General features: G+C 62.3%; 17 protein-coding genes and 1 pseudogene. 11 read left to right on the top strand and 7 right to left on the bottom strand.

The genetic code is table 11. From position 1 onward, the window contains the following. Nucleotides 1–2 precede the first annotated feature (2 nt). Entirely contained in the window at nucleotides 3–527 is a 525-nt protein-coding gene (locus AAFP32_RS06185; RefSeq protein WP_350271072.1) for a DUF6912 family protein, read from the top strand. Nucleotides 528–580: 53 nt separating this feature from the next. On the opposite strand, the gene AAFP32_RS06190 is transcribed toward AAFP32_RS06185, so the two are convergent. Then, nucleotides 581–1,054, bottom strand: a complete 474-nt coding sequence (locus AAFP32_RS06190) for a DUF2505 domain-containing protein (RefSeq protein WP_350271073.1) — start codon at nucleotides 1,052–1,054, stop codon at nucleotides 581–583. A gap of 139 nt (nucleotides 1,055–1,193) precedes the next feature. On the opposite strand from AAFP32_RS06190, the gene AAFP32_RS06195 reads away from it, so the two are divergent. Both AAFP32_RS06195 and AAFP32_RS06200 read left to right on the top strand, forming a co-directional pair. After that, entirely contained in the window at nucleotides 1,194–6,083 is a 4,890-nt protein-coding gene (locus AAFP32_RS06195; protein ID WP_350271074.1) for an NAD-glutamate dehydrogenase, read from the top strand. 140 nt (nucleotides 6,084–6,223) lie between these two features. Beyond that, nucleotides 6,224–7,738 carry a PAS domain-containing sensor histidine kinase gene (locus tag AAFP32_RS06200; RefSeq protein WP_350271458.1) on the top strand — a complete coding sequence of 505 codons (1,515 nt, stop codon included), beginning with the start codon at nucleotides 6,224–6,226 and terminating at the stop codon, nucleotides 7,736–7,738. 205 nt (nucleotides 7,739–7,943) lie between these two features. On the opposite strand, the gene AAFP32_RS06205 is transcribed toward AAFP32_RS06200, so the two are convergent. Further along, nucleotides 7,944–8,192, bottom strand: coding sequence for a WhiB family transcriptional regulator (locus tag AAFP32_RS06205; protein WP_009884680.1), 249 nt, complete (start codon nucleotides 8,190–8,192; stop codon nucleotides 7,944–7,946). 360 nt (nucleotides 8,193–8,552) lie between these two features. Here AAFP32_RS06205 and AAFP32_RS06210 point away from each other — a divergent pair, with 360 nt between their 5' ends. From AAFP32_RS06210 to AAFP32_RS06230, 5 genes and pseudogenes are all read left to right on the top strand, one after another. Further along, complete coding sequence (locus tag AAFP32_RS06210) at nucleotides 8,553–9,107, top strand: gamma carbonic anhydrase family protein (RefSeq protein ID WP_350271075.1); 555 nt, start codon at nucleotides 8,553–8,555, stop codon at nucleotides 9,105–9,107. Between the two features lie 130 nt (nucleotides 9,108–9,237). Continuing rightward, nucleotides 9,238–10,656 carry an NAD(P)H-quinone dehydrogenase gene (locus tag AAFP32_RS06215; RefSeq protein WP_350271076.1) on the top strand — a complete coding sequence of 473 codons (1,419 nt, stop codon included), beginning with the start codon at nucleotides 9,238–9,240 and terminating at the stop codon, nucleotides 10,654–10,656. Nucleotides 10,657–10,776: 120 nt separating this feature from the next. Beyond that, entirely contained in the window at nucleotides 10,777–11,118 is a 342-nt protein-coding gene (locus AAFP32_RS06220) for a YciI family protein (protein ID WP_350271077.1), read from the top strand. Then, nucleotides 11,118–11,309, top strand: a pseudogene (locus AAFP32_RS06225) (RNA polymerase sigma factor); the annotation flags it as partial. The gene AAFP32_RS06220 and the pseudogene AAFP32_RS06225, both read left to right, overlap by 1 nt. Nucleotides 11,310–11,317: 8 nt before the next feature. Then, a complete protein-coding gene (locus AAFP32_RS06230; protein ID WP_350271522.1) occupies nucleotides 11,318–11,551 on the top strand; it encodes a hypothetical protein in 234 nt (77 codons plus the stop codon). 27 nt (nucleotides 11,552–11,578) lie between these two features. Here AAFP32_RS06230 and AAFP32_RS06235 read toward each other — a convergent pair whose 3' ends face one another. The 3 genes from AAFP32_RS06235 to AAFP32_RS06245 form a co-directional block, all read right to left on the bottom strand. Then, nucleotides 11,579–13,387, bottom strand: a complete 1,809-nt coding sequence (locus tag AAFP32_RS06235; RefSeq protein ID WP_350271078.1) for an acetyl/propionyl/methylcrotonyl-CoA carboxylase subunit alpha — start codon at nucleotides 13,385–13,387, stop codon at nucleotides 11,579–11,581. Nucleotides 13,388–13,510: 123 nt separating this feature from the next. Continuing rightward, nucleotides 13,511–14,179 carry a Maf family protein gene (locus tag AAFP32_RS06240; RefSeq protein ID WP_350271079.1) on the bottom strand — a complete coding sequence of 223 codons (669 nt, stop codon included), beginning with the start codon at nucleotides 14,177–14,179 and terminating at the stop codon, nucleotides 13,511–13,513. Further along, nucleotides 14,176–15,126 carry an SGNH/GDSL hydrolase family protein gene (locus AAFP32_RS06245; protein WP_350271080.1) on the bottom strand — a complete coding sequence of 317 codons (951 nt, stop codon included), beginning with the start codon at nucleotides 15,124–15,126 and terminating at the stop codon, nucleotides 14,176–14,178. The genes AAFP32_RS06240 and AAFP32_RS06245 overlap by 4 nt, the downstream gene beginning before the upstream one ends. Before the next feature lie 65 nt (nucleotides 15,127–15,191). Between AAFP32_RS06245 and AAFP32_RS06250 the strand changes: the two genes are divergently transcribed. Continuing rightward, complete coding sequence (locus tag AAFP32_RS06250) at nucleotides 15,192–16,550, top strand: AI-2E family transporter (RefSeq protein ID WP_350271081.1); 1,359 nt, start codon at nucleotides 15,192–15,194, stop codon at nucleotides 16,548–16,550. 121 nt (nucleotides 16,551–16,671) lie between these two features. Here the strand turns inward: AAFP32_RS06250 and greA are convergent, their stop codons facing one another. Beyond that, a complete protein-coding gene (greA, locus tag AAFP32_RS06255; protein WP_101619829.1) occupies nucleotides 16,672–17,166 on the bottom strand; it encodes a transcription elongation factor GreA in 495 nt (164 codons plus the stop codon). Between the two features lie 192 nt (nucleotides 17,167–17,358). Further along, complete coding sequence (locus AAFP32_RS06260) at nucleotides 17,359–17,784, bottom strand: DUF4307 domain-containing protein (RefSeq protein WP_350271082.1); 426 nt, start codon at nucleotides 17,782–17,784, stop codon at nucleotides 17,359–17,361. A 124-nt stretch (nucleotides 17,785–17,908) separates the two neighbouring features. Between AAFP32_RS06260 and mca the strand changes: the two genes are divergently transcribed. Next, nucleotides 17,909–18,901: a mycothiol conjugate amidase Mca gene (mca, locus tag AAFP32_RS06265; RefSeq protein ID WP_350271083.1), complete on the top strand. Its 993-nt coding sequence runs from the start codon at nucleotides 17,909–17,911 to the stop codon at nucleotides 18,899–18,901. Continuing rightward, entirely contained in the window at nucleotides 18,898–19,263 is a 366-nt protein-coding gene (locus AAFP32_RS06270; RefSeq protein WP_101619826.1) for a hypothetical protein, read from the top strand. Before mca ends, AAFP32_RS06270 begins: the two co-directional genes overlap by 4 nt. Nucleotides 19,264–19,273: the final 10 nt, after the last annotated feature.

Here is a 19,273-nt window from a genome sequence, read left to right on the forward strand (position 1 = left end):
GCATGTCCATTCGCTGCTATATCCCGACCACACTGATCGCACTTCGCGGAGGGCTCGGCCCCGTACACGCGGTCGCCCCCGATGCCCAAGGTCGAGAATTGGGCGGAGACGAACTCGAGGCACGGGAATTCGATGCACTGTGCATCGCGGCCGCACTGGCTGCCACCCAGTCGTTCGAGGCAGCTGCGGCGACCACCCAAGAACCTGCACCTGACTCAGAGTCCATGACAGGCACGGAGTCTGCGAGCGGTGCTGACACCATCTCACCGCGAGCAGTCATCGCCTACGACGCACCAGACTCGAGCGCTGGTGAGGAGCTGGCCGAAGGATTCGACCTGCTCATTCTCCCCGACGTCGATATGGCATCAGTCGCCAGCATCCACCTCGACGAGGTCGAGATCTGGGAGGAAGCTGCCGATATCGCAGCAGGCAGGGGACACGAAGCAGCCGAGGACCACCTCGGCGACTCCGATCTTCTCTGGTACGACGCGACCGAGCTGCCCGAGCTGCTGCGCGAACGCGGCTGAGTCCAGACCAGCCCAGCCTGGGCGGCAGGTCAGCCTGGAGCCTCAGGGGTGTCCTAACCGTCTGAGGTGTGTTCGAACTTGGACAGGCGGTCGTGCAGGCGCTTCTCCAGGATGGGCACGACTGCCTGTTCGATCATTGACCCGAAGAGGGGAATTGAGGAGCTGATCTCGGCACGCACCGACAGCGAGGTTCCCGAACTCTTCTGCACGAGCGTGATGAGCGCATCGATCTCAACAGGCACTCCGGCCGCATGAGCGGTCATCCGGATCTCCGCGCTGTCTCCGATGACATCGCCGGGAATCATGTAGACCTCGACGAGTTCGGCATTCGCTGGAAGGTGCGAGGCCAGGGCAGAGGGCATTTCGCTCTTCGGCAGCGTCGTCTTGACCGTCACCTCGGTGTCGGGATCAATTCGCTCGGCGTGGGCCTTGGATCCCAGTGGCTGCCAGGTCGAGACGTCGGCAAGCCGGAGGAGGAATTCCGACAGAGAGTCCGAGTATTCGTGGTTGAGTGTCAAGGTTCGCATAGCTCCAGTTTGCCAGGAGATCAGCGTCGTGGCGCGGCAGGGCTGTCGGCGTGCCTTTCTCGGCATTTGAGCATAGTGTGGGTGAAGGCGGTTTGATGTCGAACCGCAGTAAATTTTGCGCGCTGATCATAGAGGTGACATGGTGTCTCAGGTCTCATATTCGGACATTGCAGAAGAGTGGAGGAAGCAGAGGGGACAAGGTGCGCCGGAGAACTTCATCGAGGCGTACTATCCGCGCCTCGAACCCGGCACTTCCGAAGCAGGGACAGAGGCGTTGGCCGCGGCGGCCGCCTCGCATTACGCACTAGGGCTTGAGTACGACGGCAGATCACCGGCGATCTCGATCTACAACCCTGACGTCGACTCGCCCGAGTTCCGAGACAACCACACTGTCATCGCCATGGTCCTGACCGACATGCCCCACCTTGTCTCCTCGATCGTCAGCGATCTGGCGGCCAGTGGTCGTGCGATCCGTATGGTCCACCACCCCATCATCGCCGTCGAAGGACTGGGCTCCGACCTGTCCGTACTGTCCCGGGCCGAGGCCCCAGCGGTCTCCGCCGATACCGCTGGCATCCCGCTCATATCCGAATCCGCCGAGGCGAGCGGATCCGTCCTTCCGCAGCAGCAGTCCTGGATTCGCCTCGAGATCGATCGACTTCCGGAAGAGGACCTTGCCGGGCTCGAGGACCAGCTGCGCAGCGTTCTCGACTACGTTTCGGCCGCTGCCACCGATGCCAGCGCCATGGCGATCCGGGCCAAGGACATTGCGAAGGAACTGCAGGCGCAGCCTCCACGTTCAGAACTGGCTTCCGAAGCCGAGGCAGCCGCGGAGCTGCTCAACTGGCTTGACGGCCACTTCACCTTCCTCGGATACCGCGAATACGACTACTCTCACGATGAGAGCCAGAGCAGCCTCGAGCCGATTGAGCACACGTCCCTGGGCATCTCCGCACTGCGGCCGCTGGTGAAATCTCCTCTGAGCCGGGCCGTTGCCGACAAGGCCCTTGAACCGCATGTGCTGGTGCTGACGAAGGCGAACTCACGTTCACACGTGATCCGCAGGTCCTTCATGGACTACATCGGGGTCAAGACCTTCGACTCGGCGGGTGAGATCGTCGGTGAGCGCCGCTTCGTCGGTGTCTTCAAGCCTGAGTTCTACAACGACAGCGTTCTCAACATCCCGGTGATCAACCGCAAGGTGCGCAAGATCCTCTCCGCCAGCGGATTCCCCGCCGGCTCCCATTCGGCGAATGAGCTCCTCGGCGTCCTCGAGACCTACCCGCGCGATGACCTTCTGCACGACGAGACCGCGACGATCTTCGAGGTCGTCATGCAGATCGTGGACATGCAGGAGCGTCGCCAATCACGGGTCTTCGTCCGCCGTGACCCCTACCAGCGGTTCGTCTCAGTCATCCTCTACCTGCCCCGCGATCTCTACGACACGTCGGCGCGCATGCGGGTCCAGGAGGTGCTGCGTAAGTTCTACCACGCTGAGAGCGTCGACTTCGATGTGCTGCTGACCGAATCCGCATTGGCCCGCATTCACTTTGTGGCCCGCGTCGCTCGTGACGTCGAACTGCCGCAGATCGACCCACAGACTGTGGAGAAGCGAATCGTCGGCGCCGTACGCTCCTGGTCCGAAGACGTCCACGCATTCCTTGCCCCCACAGAGCGAGGCGACAACGACAGTTCGGTCGCTCGCGCCAACCGGTGGTCGAAGGCCTTCCCACCCAGCTACGAAGAACACCATTCTCCCGCCGATGCAATCGCCGACGTCGCACGGTTCGAGGCCCTCGAAGACGGTGACGGACCTGCCGTGCGCCTCTACCGCCCCGAGGACTCCACGGATGCCCCGGTGCGTCTGGCCCTCTACCGCGATGAACGTGTCGGGTTGTCGGAGGTGTTGCCGTTCCTCACTGCCTTCGGAGCGACCGTTCTCGACGAACGTCCCCATGAGCTGGACCTCCTCGACGGATCGCACCGCTACATCTACGACTTCGGGCTCACCTTCCCCGAAGACCTCGACGATGCTGACTGTGAACGGATCTCCGATGCTTTCATCGCCGGTTGGGAGGGCAAGAAGGAAGCCGGAGTCTTCGACCGCCTCGTCGTCTGCGGTATGCACTGGAAGCACGTGACGATCATCCGCGCACTGGGCAAATACCTGCGTCAGGCCGGTTTCACCTACTCCGACGCCTACGTCGGCGAGGTCTACAGCGACAATCCGGACATCTCACGGCTCCTGGTGGACTACTTCTTCGCGAAGTTCGATCCCTCCGCTGACGACTCCGGACGCGAAGACAGGATGACCGAACTCAACGAGTCGATTGAGTCGGCACTCAGCGATGTCGCCAGCCTCGACGCGGACCGGGTCCTGCGCTCTTCTCTCGAGCTGCTGCGCGCCACTGTGAGGACGAACTACTTCCTCGACGAGACCGGCGAACTGCCGACGGCACTCGTGCTCAAGATCCTTGCCAACGAACTCAGCTTCGTGCCCAAGCCCAAACCGGCATTGGAGATGTGGGTGTACTCGCCTCAGGTCGAAGGCGTGCACCTGCGCTTCGGCACGGTGGCCCGTGGCGGCCTGCGGTGGTCCGATCGTCGAGACGACTTCCGCACCGAGGTCCTCGGGCTGGTCAAGGCTCAGATGGTGAAGAACGCGCTCATCGTCCCGACCGGCGCCAAGGGCGGTTTCTTCCCCAAGCAGCTGCCCCCGATGAGCAACCGCGATGCGTGGATGGCCGCTGGCCAAGCCGCCTACGAGGTCTTCATCGAAAGCCTCCTCGAGGTCGCTGACAATCTGGTCTACGGCGCCGACGGCGCCCAAGAGGTCGTCCGCCCGGAGCGCGTGGTCCGACACGACGGCGATGACTACTATCTCGTCGTCGCTGCCGATAAGGGCACCGCACGCTTCTCGGATGTGGCCAACGCCATCGCCGAACGGCGCGGCTTCTGGCTCGGCGACGCATTCGCCTCCGGCGGATCGGTCGGCTATGACCACAAGAAGATGGCCATCACCTCCCGCGGTGCATGGAAGTCCGTCGAACGGCACTTCCGCGAACTCGGTGTCAACACCGCGGCCGATGACTTCACTGTTGTGGGGATCGGGGACATGAGCGGTGACGTCTTCGGCAACGGCATGCTGCGCAGCGAGCACATCCGTCTCGTTGCGGCCTTCGACCATCGGGACATCTTCCTTGATCCCAATCCCGACGCGGCACGCAGCTTCGTCGAACGCCAGCGTCTCTTCGATCTGCCGCGCTCAAGCTGGCAGGACTACGACCGGGAGCTCATCTCCACCGGCGGCGGAGTCTTCCCCCGATCGGCGAAGTCCGTTGACCTCAGCCCCGAGGCCGCAGCAGTTCTGGGCCTCGAGCCCGGCAAGCGCAGCCCCGCCGAGCTGATGTCGCAGATTCTCAAGGCACCCGTCGATCTCGTCTACAACGGCGGCATCGGCACCTACATCAAGTCCTCGGACGAGAGCCATGGCGATGTTGGGGACAAGGCCAATGACCCCATCCGCATCGACGGCCGCGATGTGCGCAGCCGGGTCGTCGGAGAAGGCGGCAACCTCGGTGTGACTCAACTTGGACGTGTCGAAGCGGCACTGAATGGCGTTGCCATCAACACCGACGCCGTCGACAACTCGGCAGGCGTGGACAGCTCCGACCACGAAGTCAACATCAAGCTGCTCCTGCGCACTCTGCTCCACAAGGGCGCCTTCGCCGCTGAGGATCGCGAACGCGTCCTGCTGTCCTTCACCGACGATGTCGCCGATCGGGTGTTGGCCAACAACTACGCCCAGAATGTGGTCCTCGGTGAGGCACGGGCACAGACCGAATCGATGTCAGGCACCTATGGCCGGATGCTCAGCTATCTGGAGAAGAACGCCGATCTCGATCGTCAGGTTGAGTTCCTTCCCGATGCGCAGGACCTGACCAAACGCGAGTTCAGCTCCTATGTCTCCCCGGAGCTGGCGGTTCTCCTCGCCTACGCCAAGATGCATGCCGCCGATGAGATCCTGGACAGCCTGGTTCCCGATGAGGAGTGGATGAAGCGGGAACTGACCTCCTACTTCCCCGATTCCCTTGTCGAGAAGTACGGGGAGCTCATCCCGGAGCACCCCCTGCACCGGGAGATTGCGACAGCCAAGCTCGTCAACCGGATGATCGACCGCGGTGGACTCACCTACGTCTACCGGATGCTGGAAGAGACTCCCGCTTCAGTGCCGCAGATCGCTCGTGTCTTCGTCGTCGTCTCCGAGATCTTCGGACTCGATGACTTCTTCGAAGCGGTGTGCGCACTCGACAACAAGGTGTCAACCGAGGTTCAGGTCCAGCTCCAGCACGCCTATGTGCGTCTGCTCGAACGGTCCTCGCGCTGGTTGGTGCAGCAGGCACCAGACACCCTCGACGTCGATTCCGGCATTGAGAAGTACGGCAACGTCGTCGAGGCTCTGCGGGGCCGAGTACCAGACCTCGTCGACGGTTTCGACGCCGAGAGCATGAGGACCACGGCGCAGGGATACATCGATGAAGGCGTGCCGACCGAACTCGCGTGGCGCGCGGCAGCCCTGCTCGACGAGTTCGTCCTCCTCGACGTCGCTCAGTTGGCGGGTCGGACGAACGAATCCGCGGAGGATGTCGCCGAGGTGTACTACGCCGTCAACGACAAGTTCTCCGGTTCGCAGCTGCTGACACTCATCGGCAACCTCGACCGCAGTGATCGGTGGTCGGCACTGGCCCGCGGCTCATTGCGCGATGACTTCTACTCGGCCATCCTCTCGGTGGTCGGAACGGTCCTCGCCGCGACGGGCTCGCCGATCTCCGGGACTCCGGATGAGCGTGCTGGCCAGCGCCTAGCCGAATGGCTCGAACGCAACGACACCGTGGCCGCACGGGTGCTGGATACGACCGAGACGATCCTGGGACTCGAAACCGTCACCCAGGCACCGCTGTCGGTGCTGCTGCGCATGATGCGCGGTGTCGTCCGTTCCTCGGCATGGGAATCGGAGCAGGCCGTCTGAGCCGTGACCGCTGCAGATCAGTGATAGCGTCAGATCATTGCTGACGTCGACGGACTTCGCGGGCTTGGAGCCTGCGGGTCTGTCGGCGTCTGTGCCGCCATCATCGGCCTGTGCCGTTGCCCATCCGGAAGAAGAACACAGTGCTCAACGAACTCCTGGCCGCCGAAGGCATCACCGACGAAACTGATGTCGAACACATCCACCTATTGGTGGGGGACTGGCAGCTCATCGCCGATCTGTCCTTCGCCGATCTCGTCCTGTGGGTACCCTCGGCCAGCGGCTCCTACACAGTGGTGGCGCACTCGCGTCCGACCACCGGTGCGACCATGTTCAATCGCGATCTCATCGGGGCCCGAGCCACCGGACTCGAGCGTGAACTCCTGGACAGGGCAGCAAGTTCACGCGAGCTGGTGACGAAGGTGGCCCAGGCGAAACCCATGGGTGTCAACGCCGGCACCGACGACACTGAAGTCTCCGCCGAGGCGGTGCCTCTCGTCCGTGAGGGAATGACGATCGCCATCATGGTCCGGTACTCAGAAGAGGTCCGGCGTCGGGGCTCGTCGCGCCTCGAGAAGTTCTACCGTCAGTCGGCAATGTCGTTGCTGACCATGATCGCGCAGGGTGCTTTCCCTGACCGAGAGGCTCCCAGCGGCGCTCGGCACGGCGAACCACGTGTCGGCGACGGAATCTTCATCCTTGATCGTGACTCCCACGTCCAGTACGCGTCCCCGAACGCAGTCTCACTCATGCACCGTCTGGGGCACAACGGTGAGATCGAAGGGGATTACCTCGCCGAGGTGGTCTCGAGTCTGAGCGCAGAGCTGCGGCAGGTCGATGAGACTCTGCCGCTCGTGCTCACCGGTCGTGCCCCCTGGCGGACCGAGCTCGAGGTCGGTCGCACGAGTGTGTCCCTGCGGGCGCTGCCGCTGACCGATGACGGCACTCGGACCGGAGCGATCGTCCTTGCCCGGGATGTATCAGAGATCAGACGACGCAAGCGCGAACTGCTTTCACGCGATGCGATGATCAAAGAGATGCACCATCGGGTCAAGAACAATCTGCAGACCGTTTCGGCACTGCTCCGACTGCAGACGCGTCGGATCGACAGTCCGGAGGCGAAGGGTGCTCTGACGGAGGCGATGCGCCGAGTCTCGATCATCGCCGTCGTTCATGACGTGCTCAGCCAGGGGGTCGAGTCGGAGGTGGACTTCGACGAGGTCGTGGACAAGGGACTGCGCCTGACTCCCGAGCTGACGAGCCCACTGGTTCAGGTCAGCCTCAAACGCTGCGGCAGCTTCGGCACCATCTCCTCAGCTGACGCTACCTCTTTGGCGCTGGCGATCACCGAGCTCATCACCAATGCCATCGAACACGGGTTCCCGGTTTCGGAGCAGGAGAAGCTGGCCCCGGGCGAAACGCTCACCGGTCATGTCTGGGTGACGCCGGAGCACGAGGGCGATCATCTGCACGTCACTATCGCCGACGACGGCGTAGGACTGGGGGAGGACCACAATCCTGGCAACGGGCTGGGAACGCAGATCGTCAAGACACTGGTATCTGCCGACCTGGCGGGCTCGATCCAATGGCAGGAGCGTGAAGGCGGCGGAACCGTGGCGATCCTCGACGTGCCGCTGCGCACCGACTCCTACGACTGATTCTGCACCGTCGCCGTTGGAGCATGCGGCGGTATGGTTGGCGCACTGCGGCACGAATGGTGCGCTGCGGAATGAAGAGTGTGCTGTGTTCCAAGGAGCACGGACATGCGCGGACACGATTGAGTCCCTTGCTCGAAATGCGAAGATCTCGTATTCCGAGCAAGGGACTCAAATTGCGACCGACTGTCTCTAGTCGCTGAAGGCCTCAGCCAGCGCGGCGGGCACGTGCGGCGCGACGTTTGAGCGCACGGCGCTCATCCTCGCTGAGGCCACCCCAGACGCCAGCATCCTGACCGGATTCGAGGGCCCACTGCAGGCAGGTCTCGACTACTTCACAGCGGCGGCATACAGTCTTAGCCTCTTCGATCTGTAGCAGGGCGGGACCGGTGTTTCCGATCGGGAAGAACAGTTCCGGATCCTCATTGAGGCATGCTGCACGGTGTCGCCAATCCATGGTGACCTTTCGACGAATTAAGTGAACGCGGTGTACGACACCTAGATTCCAGGCGCGCAACTCTCTTACCCAAGGTTCACATAACCGTTTTGGGCACACAAGGGTAATGCAGTGTGAAATTTCTGACAAATATTTTCCTCATTGTCCTGCTATGGGCCCCTTGATGCAAATTCGGCCGCTTCGCTTCCTTCTCGTGGCACCAGGCAACGACGACATCGTGATGGATTCTTCCTGAGAGGTGCGGCAGGTTCACGGTTAGACTGGCGATGAAGCGACTTGTCATCTCCGCGGCAAGCCCACATCGCCGCCGACTCAGTCGAATACGAGAACCGAATCGCAACCTGAACCAGTGGAGGACTCATGACAACGGACAATCTGTCCCATGCCCGCATCATCTCGGTTGGTGGGCACACCCCTCAGGTCGATCCCGGTGCGTTCATCGCCGCCGGTGCCACCCTGGTCGGGGATGTGAGGGTGAAGAAGGGTGCCAGCATCTTCTACGGCTGCGTGCTTCGCGCAGAAGCCGCCCCGATCACAATCGGCGAAGACTCGAACGTGCAGGACAACACGGTCATGCACACTGATGAGGGCAAACCCGTCGTCATCGGTTCGCGAGTCTCCATCGGCCATCAGGCTCTAGTTCATGGGGCAGTGGTTGACGACGACGTCCTCATCGGCATGCACGCCACCGTCCTCAACGATGCCCACGTGGGCTCCGAGTCACTTGTCGCCGCAGGTGCGATCGTCCTCGAGGGCACCGAGATCGCGCCCCGGTCGCTGGTGGCAGGAGTCCCGGCCAAGGTGCGTCGGGAGATGACGGACGAAGGTGTGGCGAAGGTACGCCAGAACGCGCAGTCGTACCTGCGTCTGTCGGCGCTCCATCGGGAAACTGCCGAAATCGTCGATGGGCTCTGAGGTGTCTCCGGCTCTGAGGCGTCTGGAAGCCGCAGATGCATCGAATGGCCTTTTCGATCCTGTTTCGCAGTCGTTTTCAGAACCGCAGCGCCCATTCGCCCTGTCGTCCACTATTTGAGAGAATTGCACTGTGAACACTGAATTTGAATCCACTGCAGATCGAGTCGTCATCATCGGTGGTGGCCCGGGCGGATACGAGGCCGCACTGGTCGCCGCCCAATTGGGCGCGGATGTGATGCTCATCGAGCGCAACCGTTGTGGTGGGGCCGCCGTCATCACCGACGTCGTACCGTCGAAATCACTCATTGCCACGGCCGAGATGATGGAAGAGATCGGCCGCTCGGAGAGCATGGGCATCCGTATCAACGGCGGCGAGGGCGATGACGGCGATACGGTCACCGCGGACCTCAAGGCCGTCAACAAGCGCATTCTGTCCCTGGCCGACGCTCAGGCCAACGACATCTACGAAGGTCTCATCCGCTCCGGCGTCAAGGTGATCCAGGGGACTGCGACCCTGGCTGACCGTGACCACGTCGATGTCGTCGAGGACGGCGGTACGGAGTACACCCTCGAGGCGTCGACGATCCTCCTGTCGGTGGGCTCTCATCCTCGTGAACTCGACTCGGCGAAGCCGGACGGGGAACGAATCCTGACATGGACACAGCTCTACGGCCTCGATGAGCTGCCCGAACACCTCATCGTCGTCGGTTCCGGTGTCACCGGTGCTGAGTTCGCATCCGCCTACCGTGCGCTGGGAACGAAGGTCACTCTGGTCTCCTCCCGTGAGAAGGTTCTGCCAGGTCAGGACGAGGACGCCGCCGACGTGTTGGAGTTCGTCTTCCGCAATAAGGGGATGAACGTCCTCTCCCGGTCGCGTGCCGATTCGGTCAAGCGCACCGAGACCGGTGTGGAGGTGACCCTGTCCGATGGACGCCGGGTCGAAGGCTCACACTGTCTGATGGCGGTCGGTTCCATCCCGAACACCGAAAACCTGGGTCTGACTGCCGCGAAGGTCAAGGTCAAGGAGTCCGGTCATATCAAGGTCGACGGTGTCTCGCGCACCTCCCGCTCCGGCGTCTACGCGGCAGGTGACTGCACCGGCGTGTTTCCCCTGGCGTCCGTGGCCGCGATGCAGGGGCGGATTGCGATGTTCCATGCGCTCGGCGATGCCGTGCAGCCGCTGAAGCTTCGTCACGTGGCATCAAACGTGTTCACGGCCCCTGAGATCGCAACCGTCGGCTTCACCCAGTCCGACTATCGGGAGAACTCGACGGACATCGATACGGTGATGCTGCCTCTGGACACGAATCCTCGCGCTAAGATGCTGGGCATCAAGGACGGCTTCGTCAAGCTCTTCGCCCGCCGAGGTTCGGGTTCGATTCTGGGCGGAGTCATCGTCGGTCCTCGTGCCAGTGAGCTCATCCTGCCGATCACCATGGCCGTGGAGAACCGTCTGACAGTCGATCAGCTCTCCGCCTCGTTCGTCGTGTACCCGTCGGTGAGCGGATCCCTGACCGAGGCATCACGGCGGCTGCACCGCCACCTATAGAAGACTTCTCTCTCTCCGAGCTGTCGATATCGGGATCCTTCACCCGTCAGTAGGGTGTCAGACGCCTTCGCTTGACGTGCCCGGCAGATGCCGGCGCGCATTTGATGTAGGGAGAGAGAAATGAAGTATGCACTTCTGCTCATGGGAAACGTCGCCGATGCCGAATGCGGTGCGGATGAGGGACCTGATCCCAGCGAGTTCATGGCCTTCGACGAGGAGATCAACGCGGCGGGCATCGTTGTCGGAGGCTTCTCCCTTGAAGGTCCCGACACTGGTGTGCGAGTCAGTACTGGGTCCGCTGAAACTGTAATTACGTCAGGACCGTTCGCAGAAGGCGGCGACTTCGTCGGCGGTAGCTACATCATCAACGTCGCCGGTATTGACGAGGCGATCGCGTGGGCAGAGAAGAGCCCGGCCTCCACTCTGGGACACATCGAGATACGGCCTCTCGCCGACTACTGATGTTCTCTGCAGGCAATGCCGAGCAGTCGACGGTCGCCCGGATCCTCCACAGAATCGATGTCGAGGACCGTGGGCGACTGCTTGCAGCTCTGGCAGCAAAATTTCATGATCTCGACCTAGCCGCCGACGTCCTCCAAGAGGCAATGGTGCGCGCCTTGGAAACGTGGACCAAGCGGGGTATCCCGCAGAATCCACAGGCATGGCTGATGACGGCTGCGAAGAATCGAGCGCTCGACATCATCCGCTCGAGGATTTGGCCGCGGAACCAGGGCTGGACGGATATCGCCCGTTCCACATCGCACGGGCTCTCACCTTCAGGGAGTTGGGCAAGCTCGAACATGCACGGGCGGCCTTCAGGAGGGCACTGGACTGCCCGGGGAATGATGCCGAATCCGATTACATCGAGACACAGATCAGGGATCTGCTCTCCTGAAGCCGACTCAGGCGGCGAAGGGCCGACTCAGGCGGCGAAACGGATGATCGGCTCGCCGGACTTCACCGAGACGCCGGAGTCGACGAGCACCTCGGCGACGGTTCCGGAATGACCGGCCTTGAGCGGCTGCTCCATCTTCATCGCCTCGATCACGGCCAGTGTGTCGCCGGCTTCGACCGTGTCACCGGCAGCGACGGTCACGGACACGATCGTGCCCTGCATGGGTGCGTTGAGCGAGTTCGAATCGTCGGCCAGCTGAGCTCCCTTGCGGCTGAGGCCGCGTTTGCGGCGCGGCACACTCGGGCTGGGGACATGCCCGAGGTCGGCGATGACGTCCTTGGGGACCGAGACGGTCATCCGACGGCCATCGACCTCGACCACAACACTGAAACTGTCGGTTGCTGTGCTCATCTGATCTCCTGGTTGCGGGTCGGTGAGTGGATTGACGAAAGTGGTTTCGAGCCAATTGGTCCAAACCTCGAAGTCTTGGGCGAAGGCCTTCTGGGCGACGAGGACGCGGTGGAGGGGAAGCAGAGTCGATACACCCTCGATGCGGTACTCGTCCAAGGCGCGTCGAGCGCGCGCCAACGCCTGCTTCCTGTCGGCTCCAGTGATGATGAGTTTGGCCAGCATCGGATCGAAGTCGGTGCCCACGATGCTGCCTTCGCCGATGCCTGAGTCCAGGCGCACGCCTGGCCCGGCCGGAGCCCGGTGGTTCTTCACCATACCTGTGGCGGGGAAATACGTCGTGGGGTCTTCGGCATTGATTCGAAACTGGATCGAGTGACCGCGGACCGGCGGGAACGCCTCCGGCAGGTGCTCTCCCGAGGCGATGCGCAGCTGCCAGGCGACGAGGTCGACTCCCGTGACCTCTTCTGTCACGGTGTGCTCGACCTGGATCCGCGCGTTGGCCTCCATGAAGATGATCGTGCCGTCCGTGCCCAAAAGGAATTCGCATGTGGCCGCACCTACATAGCCGACATGGGCGAGAACGCGGATGGAGGCTTCGGTGATGAGTCCTTCTTGAGCGGAGGTGAGGAACGGTGCTGGGGCTTCCTCGACGATCTTCTGATTCCGGCGCTGCAGCGTGCAGTCGCGGGTGGAGAGGACGTGCACGTTGCCGTGGGCATCGGCGAGGCACTGGGTCTCGATGTGGCGCGGGCGCACTATCTGCTTCTCGACGAGGCATTCTCCGCGACCGAAGGCGCTGAGTGCCTCACGGGTGGCTGCAGAGTAGGCGGTCTCGAGGTGTTCAGCTGCGGCACAGGCGCGAAATCCACGCCCGCCGCCGCCATTCACTGCCTTGATGACGACTGGATAACCGATCCGCTGGGCCACCTCGGCGGCCTCTGTCAGATCTGCGACGGCGCCGTCGGAACCGGGGGCGACCGGAGCAGAGACGGCCTCGGCGACTTCGCGAGCACCGGACTTGTCACCAAGGAGCTCGATCGCGGACGGGGGAGGACCGATCCAGGTCAGGCCGGCGTCAATCACGGCCTGAGCGAACAGTGCGTTCTCCGCCAGATAGCCGTAGCCGGGGTGGATTGCATCGGCGCCTGAGCGTTTGGCCAGGGCAAGGATCTTGCCGATGTCGAGATAGGTCTCCCCAGGACCGGCTCCTTCTAGGAGCCATGCGTCGTCGGCCAGTTGCACAAAGTCAGCGTCCGAGTCGGCGCGGGTATAGACGGCGATGGCTTTGACGCCGAGGTCGTGGGCCGCCCGGATGATGCGCAGTGCGATCTCACCGCGATTGGCGATGAGGACGCGGCGCACAGCAGCTGTGGGGACGCGGGTGTGCAACGGTGCAGTCGACTGTTCGGGGAGAACTGTGGTCATGGCGCTCCTTTGTATGATCACAGAACAATTTAGAGATCGACGCCAAGCTTTTGTAGGTGAGAGCTAAAAACTTCGGCCGAAAACTTACATGACTTCGGGCGTGTCCGTGTGCTCTCAGCGATTCTACGCCCGTGGTAACCACAGATCGGGCCAGAACAGGCCCGCGTCGCGAACCAAATCACGGACCACAGGGAGGCTGAGACCGAGGACGGTTAGATGGTCGCCTACAAGTCGTTCGACAAATGCTCCGCCGTACCCGTCGATGGTCAGTGCACCGGCCACGTGGAAGGGCTCCTCGGTCGCGATGTATGCTTCGAGCTCTTCAGGAGTGGGTTCGCCGATGAGCACCGAGGTCGTCGATCGCTTCGAGCGGATGTCGACGAGTTCGAAGTTCGCTGCCGACGTGTCCGCGCGTTTGAGCACGGCGAGCGTGTGCCCCGAGTGCAGAGCGGTCCATTCCCCTGCAATGACCGCCCACACCTCGCGTGTATGTTCGGCTGTTCCAGGTTTGCCGATCGCTTGGCCATCATGCTCGAGCAGCGAATCCCCGGCAATGATCACCACCGTATCCGCGGTGGCCAGCTGTGCCGGAGGGGAGGCGAGCACACGGTCGACGACGGCACGCGACTTCGCCTCGGACAGTGCCGTGGTGAGATCTGCAACGGTGCCCTCGAAGGTTGCTTCGATGGCGGGCTCGTCGACTTCGGAGACGATGATGATCGGGTCGATTCCCGATGCGGTGAGGACCTGTCGGCGGGCCGGGGACTGTGAGGCCAGGACGACAGGGATCACGGGGCTACCTCAGTTGCGAGGGCAGGGCAGGGGTCTGTCTCAGGTTCCGTCTCCGACTGCGGTACAGGGGCGGGCCTGCGGGCGGCTTCGCCCTTTTCCGGTATGTCGAGGCTGCGATCGACTTCGATGGGGGCCTCGATTCGATCGGCGATCGCTGCGAGAACGGTCGAGGACAACTGGGCATAGCCCAGGGTGCTGGGGAAGCGCCCGGATTCATTGAGCAATGATTTTCGCGTGGTCCCACTTAGCGAACCGGTGGCCCGCAACGGGGTGGCGCGAGCAGCCAGAGCGGCCAGCCACTGTGAACCGGCGAGCACACGCGAAGTCCGTCGCAAGGAGGTCTTGAGTGGATCCCGCAGGCCCGGAAGGCCGCCGAGGTTCGGGCAGACCAGGACGAATACCGTGTACCTGCCCTCCCTCTGGAGTCGATTGATCGCCTGGTTGAGCACGGGGATGCCGATGGTGCCGTGAATCGGGTGGATGATGTCGCCGGTACCGATGGAGATGATCGCGAATCGACGCTGTTCAGTCCAGGAATCGGAGAGTTGCCGCGAGAGCCAGGCGGAGCGCAGAATCTCATCGACTTGGCGCGGCAGATCCTCGGACAGGGTTGAGGGTCGTGCAGTTGATTGGACGCGAACGGTGGTGCCGAGGATGCGGCCAAGCCCCCGGGCGATGAGTTTCGGAGGAGCCAGCGCTGGGTCGTCGACATCGATTCCGCAGAGCCAGGAGTCGCCGATGATCGCCAGCGCGGCGGAATCATCGTCATCGTAGCCGCGTGGGGGAGCGACCGCCTCGGCGAAGGTGGAATATGTGCGCTGTGCGTCATCGTCGAATGCCTTGCGGAGCGCGCCTGCCTGGTGGCGGAGGAGGCCAACGGCCGATGCGCCGACACCGACGGCCGTTCCCGTCATGGTGGCCAAGGTGTACAACATGCGTTTTCCCACGAAACTCCCTCCTTTATCCGTCATCATTGCACTTCTCTGAGCCTCCCAACAACTATTGTTGAGTTATGTCTGACAATGAGAAGAAGCAATCCCCGAATCGATTCCGGGGGGCCTGGGAGGCGTTTCGCAAGGGCCGCAACGACGGCCGTTCCACACCTTCCAAGCAGGCTCCACGTGTGCAGGATGTCAGCGCCGAGGAGATCGCACACAGCCGCATCGAAGCCGAAGCTGTCCCCTATGTGGCCCCGGGCCTCAAACTCGCAGCCGCGTGGTCCTGGCGCTCGATAGTCGTACTCGTCGCTATCGGCGTCGCATTCTGGCTGTTGGCGAAGATCTCGAGCGTCGTTCTGCCGGTGCTCATCGCCCTCCTGCTCACAGCGCTCCTGGCACCGTTCACCAACTGGATGGTGAAGAAGGGGCTGCCCCGGGTCGCCGCTGCGCTCACCGCCTTCCTCGGGTTCATCGTCGTCGTCTCGGGACTCTTGACCTTGGTCGGCCAGCAGATCTACTCGGGTATGCCAGACCTCGTCGATCAGGTGATCACAGGGTTCTCCGGAATCAGCGACTGGTTGGCCACCAAGCCCTTCGGTCTGGATGCTTCGACGGTCTCCGGTTATATCGACGACTCGATCGATACGGCCACGAACTTCTTCCAGAACAACAGCTCCCAGCTCCTCGGCGGCGCGTGGCAGGCGACGTCCTCGGTCGGCACATTCCTCACCGGTGCCGCAGTGTGCCTGTTCGCCACCTTCTTCTTCCTCTATGACGGAGAGAAGATCTTCCGCTGGGCGATGCGTCTGCTGCCGCTGCCGGCCCAGCCCACCGCCACCGGAGCTTCAGAGCGTGGCTGGACCACCCTCGTCCAGTACGTGCGTGTTCAGGTCCTCGTGGCCGGCGTCGACGCCATCGGCATCGGCATCGGTGCCGCGTTCCTCGGGATCCCGCTGGTCATTCCGCTGACAGTGCTCGTATTCCTGGCCTCGTTCGTCCCCGTCGTCGGTGCGATCGCCTCGGGCGTCGTGGCTATTATCGTCGCCCTGGTCTCCAGCGGTCCGGTCAGTGCCATCATCATGCTGGCTGTGGTCATCGCCGTGCAGCAGATCGAAAGTCAGATCCTGCAGCCCTTCCTCATGGGCAAGGCCGTTTCAGTCCACCCGCTGGCAGTCATCCTCGCAGTGACCGGCGGTGGCTTCCTGTTCGGCATCGTCGGCGCGCTGTTCGCGGTCCCTATGGTCGCCGTGCTCAACACGGTAGTGACCTACATCGTCCGAGCCAAGAACCCGAATGGTCCGTCCGATGGTGAAGGGGATCAGGCCTCAGCCGTGCTGGAGAGGGCGAAGGGCAAGCTCGACACCACCATCCACGAGGCTGCGGTCGAGACATCCGACGATGACTTGACGAAGGGCGGAGGCCAAACCGAATGAGTCGGTCCGTGTGAGCAAGGTGGCGGTGTGAATAACGCAGCAGCACAGTGAATGAAGCAGTGGGCGGGTGATGATCACCCGCCCACTGCTTCATGGCTGCACCCCGAGTGGGGCTGTTCGATCAGCCGGAGAAAGGTTCGATGTTCTTGACCTCGACCTTGATCTCCTTGCCATTGGGGGCTTCGTAGCTGGACTTTCCTCCGACGGCGACACCGAGCACCGCGGCGCCCAGTGGGGACTTCTCCGAAAACACGTCGATATCGGAATCGCCGGCGATCTCACGACTGCCCAGCAGGAACCGCATGTCGTTTCCGGCCACCTTCGCGGTGACGACGGAACCGGGGGACACGGTTTTGCCATCGCTGTCGCTGGATCCGACCTTCGCAGACTGCAGGAGCAGCTCGAGCTGGCGAATGCGTGCCTCTTGCTTGCCCTGCTCCTCGCGCGCCGCGTGGTATCCGCCGTTCTCCTTCAAGTCACCCTCGTCGCGGGCGGCTTCGATCTTCTCAGCAATCTCTGCACGTCCCGGTCCGGAGAGGTGTTCAAGTTCCTGCGACAGACGGTCGAAGGCTTCCTGAGTCAACCATGTTTCTTCCTGGGTGACATCCTCGGTCATGACTTCTCCTTCTTCGGTTCGGTGCGCTGACAGGCGCGTCAGGCAACGAAAAACCGGGCGTTGGGTACGCCCGGATGGTGAATGAAACTACAGTCTAACGCATCTGCACGCGAAAACGATGATCTCCGTCACGTGTGCTTACCCCTCCAGCAGACAGTGCAGTTGTGCCAGAGGTGAGGCGTGCAGACAGCGCTATTCGAACCAGCAGGCGTCGGCGTGGCCGGACGAAGCCAGCTGCGTCGTGGCCAGATCGATGTCCATCTGCCTGGGCGAGTGGGGATCGGCGGTGGGATCGGCTGGGAGGGTGATCTCGGTGAAGCCGACGATGGCTTCGTAGTCGTTCGTCGCCTGCACGATGCAGTGCACATCCCGATCCTGATCAGGAAATATTGCCACTGTGACCTGTGTTAAGGAAGAGTCGACAACTGAATAGCCGAGTGTCTTGGGAGTCGTGGGATTGGTCTGTGGTCGAAATGCCACAAACGCAATCGCGATGATCAGGGCAGAGACGATGACGATGGCGATGATCTTGGCCGTTTTTCCGAGACGCCGTTTGGGCTCGCGGACACGACCGTATCGATCATCATGCAGTGGTTTTTCCACTGTTACCTCAGTCATTGAATTCCTCATCTACGAACATTGCGCACTAACCTAGAGTAGTCGATCCGTCTCCTGCGATCATTTCAGCCATTGCGCAGGAAACGGAACGTCACCGGGCTGAATCGAAAGGGACACACCAAACATGACTTCGCTTCCGTACCATGGACTGCGTCTGCTGACGGTTCATGCTCATCCTGACGACGAATCCTCGAAAGGCGCAGCTACGAGCGCGAAGTACGCCGCACTCGGAGCTCGAGTCCTCATCGCCAGCATGACCGGTGGTGAAGCCGGAGACATCCTCAACCCTGCATTGCTGCAGAGCCCGAAGGCCAGCCGTGACATCGCAGGTCTGCGTCGCGAAGAGATGGCCACGGCCGCAGCCGCTCTGGGCGCCGAGCATGTGTGGGTCGGACACGTCGACTCGGGACTGCCCGATGGTGACTTCGACAACCAGACGCCCCCCGGTTGCTTCTACCGAGTCCCCGACGAGGTGGCCATGCTGCCCCTGGTGCACATCATCCGCAGCTTCCGCCCACAGGTCGTGACGACCTACGATGAGCTGGGCGGGTACCCTCACCCCGATCACATCAAAAACCACGCGGTGACGATGGCGGCGGTGGCGGCCGCTGCAGACCCGGAGAAGAACCCGGAACTCGGCGAGCCCTGGCAGGTTGAGAAAGTCTACTTCAACCAGGATCTGTCCGCGAAGAAGTGGGTGACCATCCACGAGAAGATGACCGAGGCAGGTCTCGAGTCTCCCTTCGCCGGCCACATCGAGGACTTTAAGAAACGCGATGCCCAGAGGGTCAACTGGTTGAGCACGACGATTGACTGTGCAGAGTTCTTTCCTTCCCGTGATCGTGCTCTTCTGTCCCACGCCACACAGATCGATCCCGACGGCGGGTTCTTCTCCGCCTCGCGCAAAGCCGCGCGGACGTACTGGCCGACAGAGGAGTTCGAGCTCGCCATCGACAACACTGATCGGACCGCGTTGACACCCGGCGTTGATTTTCAAGAGACCGACCTCTTCGCCTCGGTGACCTTGGATGATGGTCGGAAGGTGCCAGCAGAGGGCATGCTGCCTGCTTCACCGAACGAAGACGAGTACGACGAAGTGACAGGTGAGAGTGCATGATTCTGGCTGCAGCACAGGACGCGACCCCCAGCGGAGCCCCCGACCCTGATCTGGTGACTCCCGGCACGATCGGCTTCGTGGTCACACTGGTCATCGTCATCGCCATCATCTTCCTCATTCGTGATGCCCTCAAACGAGTTCGTCGCGTGCGCGCACGCGCACATGCCGATGATGCGTATCCGATCCCGATGCGTAAGTATGCCGTGCCCAACCAGTCAAAGCTCTCCGGCGAATCTGCACCAGTCGCAGATGAGGAGGCGTCAACGGCGGCAGAGACTGAGAATTCCCAAACGGAGCAGGACGCCCCGGGTCAGAACGTGACCGACCCCGAGCAGGGCGACCCTGCACGATCTCAGGACTGATCTGTCAGAA

Source organism: Brevibacterium sp. CBA3109, from assembly GCF_040256645.1.
GTDB lineage: Bacteria > Actinomycetota > Actinomycetes > Actinomycetales > Brevibacteriaceae > Brevibacterium > Brevibacterium koreense.

Excerpts from the sequence above, each read along its gene's own strand:
- AAFP32_RS06185 (WP_350271072.1), top strand. The coding sequence starts at position 3 with ATGTCCATTCGCTGCTATATCCCGACCACACTGATCGCACTTCGCGGA.
- AAFP32_RS06190 (WP_350271073.1), bottom strand. The coding sequence starts at position 1,054 with ATGCGAACCTTGACACTCAACCACGAATACTCGGACTCTCTGTCGGAA.
- AAFP32_RS06195 (WP_350271074.1), top strand. The coding sequence starts at position 1,194 with ATGGTGTCTCAGGTCTCATATTCGGACATTGCAGAAGAGTGGAGGAAG.
- AAFP32_RS06205 (WP_009884680.1), bottom strand. The coding sequence starts at position 8,192 with ATGGATTGGCGACACCGTGCAGCATGCCTCAATGAGGATCCGGAACTG.
- AAFP32_RS06210 (WP_350271075.1), top strand. The coding sequence starts at position 8,553 with ATGACAACGGACAATCTGTCCCATGCCCGCATCATCTCGGTTGGTGGG.
- AAFP32_RS06220 (WP_350271077.1), top strand. The coding sequence starts at position 10,777 with ATGAAGTATGCACTTCTGCTCATGGGAAACGTCGCCGATGCCGAATGC.
- AAFP32_RS06230 (WP_350271522.1), top strand. The coding sequence starts at position 11,318 with ATGGCTGATGACGGCTGCGAAGAATCGAGCGCTCGACATCATCCGCTC.
- AAFP32_RS06235 (WP_350271078.1), bottom strand. The coding sequence starts at position 13,387 with ATGACCACAGTTCTCCCCGAACAGTCGACTGCACCGTTGCACACCCGC.
- AAFP32_RS06250 (WP_350271081.1), top strand. The coding sequence starts at position 15,192 with ATGTCTGACAATGAGAAGAAGCAATCCCCGAATCGATTCCGGGGGGCC.
- greA (WP_101619829.1), bottom strand. The coding sequence starts at position 17,166 with ATGACCGAGGATGTCACCCAGGAAGAAACATGGTTGACTCAGGAAGCC.
- AAFP32_RS06260 (WP_350271082.1), bottom strand. The coding sequence starts at position 17,784 with ATGACTGAGGTAACAGTGGAAAAACCACTGCATGATGATCGATACGGT.
- mca (WP_350271083.1), top strand. The coding sequence starts at position 17,909 with ATGACTTCGCTTCCGTACCATGGACTGCGTCTGCTGACGGTTCATGCT.
- AAFP32_RS06270 (WP_101619826.1), top strand. The coding sequence starts at position 18,898 with ATGATTCTGGCTGCAGCACAGGACGCGACCCCCAGCGGAGCCCCCGAC.